The following is a 3785-nucleotide window of genomic DNA, read 5'->3' on the forward strand; positions in this document are numbered from 1 at the left end:
CTCGATACCGCTCTACAGACTTAGAATGGCCATCTCGATTTGCCTCACTTTAATGTGGGCTCAAAATTCGGGATGACTCATGTTAGTTGAGCAAGTCTTTAAAAGACGAACTACTTCACTAATTCAAAGTCAGTGCGTCGATTCTGGGCCCGACCACTTTCACTGCTGTTATTGGCAATAGGCTTATTGGGTCCGTTACCTACAATAATAAAGCGATCTGAATCCATATCATATTCCCGGGTTAGATAAGCAGCTACTGCTTGGGCACGCTTCTTGCTGAGGGCAATGTTCGTTGCTAAGGACCCTGTATTGTCCGTATTCCCTTCGATTCGGATACGTGCGTTACCGAAAGCTTTTGCAATGGGCACGAACTCTTCGTCGATGATTCCCTTGGCGCGGTCATCCAGTGTGGACACCCCCGTGGGGAAATTGATGCTGATCCGTTTTGTGGCAATGGCGTCTAAATCCTTACCGTCATTTTCGTTCACCGGTGCAAAGTCTGGCCGGCTTTCAGCAACGTTGTTTCCACCGCCAAGCTTATCATTAGCATCGATGACCAGATTTCCGTAGCCTACCGTTCGGAAGGGAGCAATGCTGCCTTCGATGAAGCCCAGGTTTTTGTACTCCTGTGCCATAGTACGGTACAATTCCCCGCCGGTAACCCCGCGGTAGCTCGGGTTTTGCTCAAAGAAGTTGACGTTGTCGCCGTGCGTCGTCAGGCGAACGTTATTGATCATGCCCAGAGCATCCGCTTCCGACAGCGACATTTCACGGCCGAGAATTTTGGCGGCTTTCTGCTTGTTGGCGTCACTTGAGTTGATTTCAGCCGCACCCCGCATCCAGCCTTCGTAAAGTTTCTGGAGTTTGTCCCGGTTAGCCTCTACATAGCTCCGCTTGGCGAAGAAGACGTCGGCGATGATGTTTGAAGCCGATTTGGTACTTTCCAAGATTTTAGATCCCGGAACTGCACGTACACTGAGCTCATCATCAGGCGACCACACGACCGCGGCATCTACCTGCCCGCTTTTGAATGCGGCTGCCGCTTCAATGGCTGAGGGTTGAGCTACGATGCGCACATCGCTTGGTTTAAGTTGTCCTGCGTCCAGCAAATACAAGAGAAAAGAATGGCTGGGTGTAAGTTCCGCAACGGCGATAGACTTGCCCTTGAGTTGCGCTACGGAGTTAATCCCCCGTTTCACCACAATGGCATCTCCGCCACGTGACCAGTCAGATTGCCACAGCACCACCGGATCAAAAGCAGCCATTTCCGGCATGATCGTCGGCATAGCATCAATAGTGTACCAATGGACATCAATGTCGCCGTTTTTCCAGCTATTAAGGCTGGCGACTACATCGTCATTCAGCACGAATTCGACGTCAATACCATATTCTTTCTTGAACCGGCTTTCGGCACTTGCCTTGAACCCTTCGTTAAAGTATTGTCCGCCGGCATAGCCGCCCCAGGTAACCACGCCAACCCTGATTGGATCGCCGCCTTTGTCCCCTCCACCGAAGAAGCCTCCACCTGAATCAGGTTTATCACCGCTAGTAGTTGCAGTTGTAGCAGTCCCTTCCCCTCCATTCAGAATGCCATCCAACAGCTTACCGTTGGTCAGGAAGTTAAAGCCGAAAACAAGGGCTAATAAAATCAGAATTGTAATGAGAAGCTTACTAAACGTAGTTAAGCGAGCCATAATGTGTTGGTTTAAAGTTAAGGAGTGGGGTAAAATCAATACGAGCCTCTGCCAGAGGCCGAGGCTCGTAATATATTTTGCCGACGGTTAGTCGAAGAAAGAATCGTACTGGTTCTTATTGCCACTCTGCCGTGCTCGTTCCGGTACCGGAGCATCGAGGTCCAGTACATCATTGTCACTCTGTGCCTGGAGCAGTAATTGGCTTTTTTCTTCTCCCAACAGTAAGCTGGTAGATTCTTTTTCCCATTGCTCCAGCATCTGCATGCCTTCTTCTTCAAAGACACCGTTTTGCAGATCGACGGAATCCATGAAGTTGGCCGACATTTCCATGAAGCGCTCCATTTCACCGACCTTGTTAGCAACGTCTTCAGTAATGTTCTCCATGGCCATGTCAAACATTGCCCGCTGATCTGGGTCCCCGTTGATAACGCTCATGGCTGATTTCATTGCACCGTGGCTGGCGTGGATCGCCTTGCGCTCCTGCTCCTTGACCGTTACCTGGTCTTTGATGTCTTCCGCCAGTATCTGGCTGTTTTCGTACATCTTGGTCAGTACCCGGTAGAGGACTTCCATTTTCTTATAAAGCTCCTCCAGGCGCATGTTACTGTCCTTAAGACGGCCGGCCCGGCGGCTTTTCAGGATCATCACATTACGCTTGTTCGTCTCTTTAGCTTTTCCGGCAAGTTTCAGGTTACTGCTGATTTCGCGTTCGTTATTCACGATCAGTTCCTTCAGCTTATGCATCTGCGCGCGTAGCTGCGAGATCTGCTTATTCATCTTACGCAGATTATTCTGCAGCTCTTCCACGTAGGTTTTAAGAATACCGATGGGATCGATTTGCACGAACATACCAGTGATGGCACGCATCACACTCTTGTAAGCATAGAAAATAAGATTGCGCATTCTGGGGTCAAGGGCCATAAAAACGATAGCCCCCAGTACTGCCAGCGCAACGACCAAACCAATCGTCGTGGTGATCATACTCATAATCGCAGTACCGAAGGTAGCGATCACAAATCCCAGGGCGCCCAATACGCCTACCATAAAAATAAGCCCCGTTACGCCCTCTGGTTTTTGCCAGAATGACTTCGGTTTCATTTGTGGTGCTTCCATAATTTTGTTTTGTCAGTAAGTAAGCAGTGCGGTCAAAGATACTCAACTGACCGCGCCTTAACAAAAGGTTTGAGATGCCCGGAGGTTTTGTCGGTTCGACGAGCATCCAGGTTTTGTCGACTATTTTAGGAATTCGGCCATGTAGACCTTATCCTGTTCAATCCCCTCGGTGATTATTTTGAAGGTCGTTTCAAAGTCAGCCTGTGTTTTGGCGAGTTTGTCGACACTTTCTTTTATTGTCTTACGCAGCTTTTCCTGTTGCTTCTTAGATTGCTCAATCTGCGCTTGTAGTTCCTTAATTTTAGCTTCCTGGTGCCCAATATCAGCATCCATCTGCTTCAGCTGCCCTTCCTTCTCATTTATTTGTTGGGCACGCTGCCCTGCTAATGCATTAGAAAATTTTTTTTGCTCCGTATTGAGTGTAGTAAGGTAGTGCTGCGCCGAATCCTGAAGCTGTTGCGGAGTTACGCCCATACTCTGAGCGGTAGCAAATGCGGTTTGATAACGAACACTGTCCGTAAAATTCATCTTTTTCAGGTTCTGCAGTGACTTTTTATACTCCAAATAATCAAATCCGGGAAGGTTGGCCGCCTCCATTGCCTCCATCAATACCTTGACAAAGCGGTCATTTACGTTTCCGCTTACTGATGAGGGCGAGGACGCAGGTGCAGTTGGAGACGCCTTCGGAGAAGCAGGCGTTGGTTTAGCGGGGTTACCCTTCGGCTTCTTAGCCGATGAAGGGGTCCCTGGTTTTCCTTCTTCCTCTACGATAAAGTAGGACTTAAGATTTTTCCACATAGCATTAAATACTTATCGGCAAGCTACGGCTTTTTAGTGAATAGATAAGCAGACTATCGGAGGGATTACCTCCTACAAAGTAGTAAAATGAAAGTGGCCCCACCGGATTTCTCCGATGGGGCCACTTTCCATCTGCCCTTCCGGGCAGGACTAACGGTCAGTTGTTATTACTTAACAACT

Annotated in this window: 3 protein-coding genes; all 3 read right to left on the reverse strand. The window is 48.7% G+C overall.

The features are described 5' to 3' along the window. Positions 1-110 precede the first annotated feature (110 nt). On the reverse strand, positions 111-1694 hold the full coding sequence (locus B036_RS0124810; protein WP_020571440.1) for a phosphate ABC transporter substrate-binding/OmpA family protein: 1584 nt from the start codon (positions 1692-1694) through the stop codon (positions 111-113). A gap of 87 nt (positions 1695-1781) precedes the next feature. Next, entirely contained in the window at positions 1782-2807 is a 1026-nt protein-coding gene (locus B036_RS0124815) for an MFS transporter (protein WP_020571441.1), read from the reverse strand. 120 nt (positions 2808-2927) lie between these two features. Beyond that, positions 2928-3605: an FtsB/FtsL family cell division protein gene (locus tag B036_RS0124820; RefSeq protein WP_026232329.1), complete on the reverse strand. Its 678-nt coding sequence runs from the start codon at positions 3603-3605 to the stop codon at positions 2928-2930. Positions 3606-3785: the final 180 nt, after the last annotated feature.

The organism is Neolewinella persica DSM 23188 (assembly GCF_000373105.1).
GTDB lineage: Bacteria > Bacteroidota > Bacteroidia > Chitinophagales > Saprospiraceae > Neolewinella > Neolewinella persica.

Excerpts from the sequence above, each read along its gene's own strand:
- B036_RS0124810 (WP_020571440.1), bottom strand. The coding sequence starts at position 1,694 with ATGGCTCGCTTAACTACGTTTAGTAAGCTTCTCATTACAATTCTGATT.
- B036_RS0124815 (WP_020571441.1), bottom strand. The coding sequence starts at position 2,807 with ATGGAAGCACCACAAATGAAACCGAAGTCATTCTGGCAAAAACCAGAG.
- B036_RS0124820 (WP_026232329.1), bottom strand. The coding sequence starts at position 3,605 with ATGTGGAAAAATCTTAAGTCCTACTTTATCGTAGAGGAAGAAGGAAAA.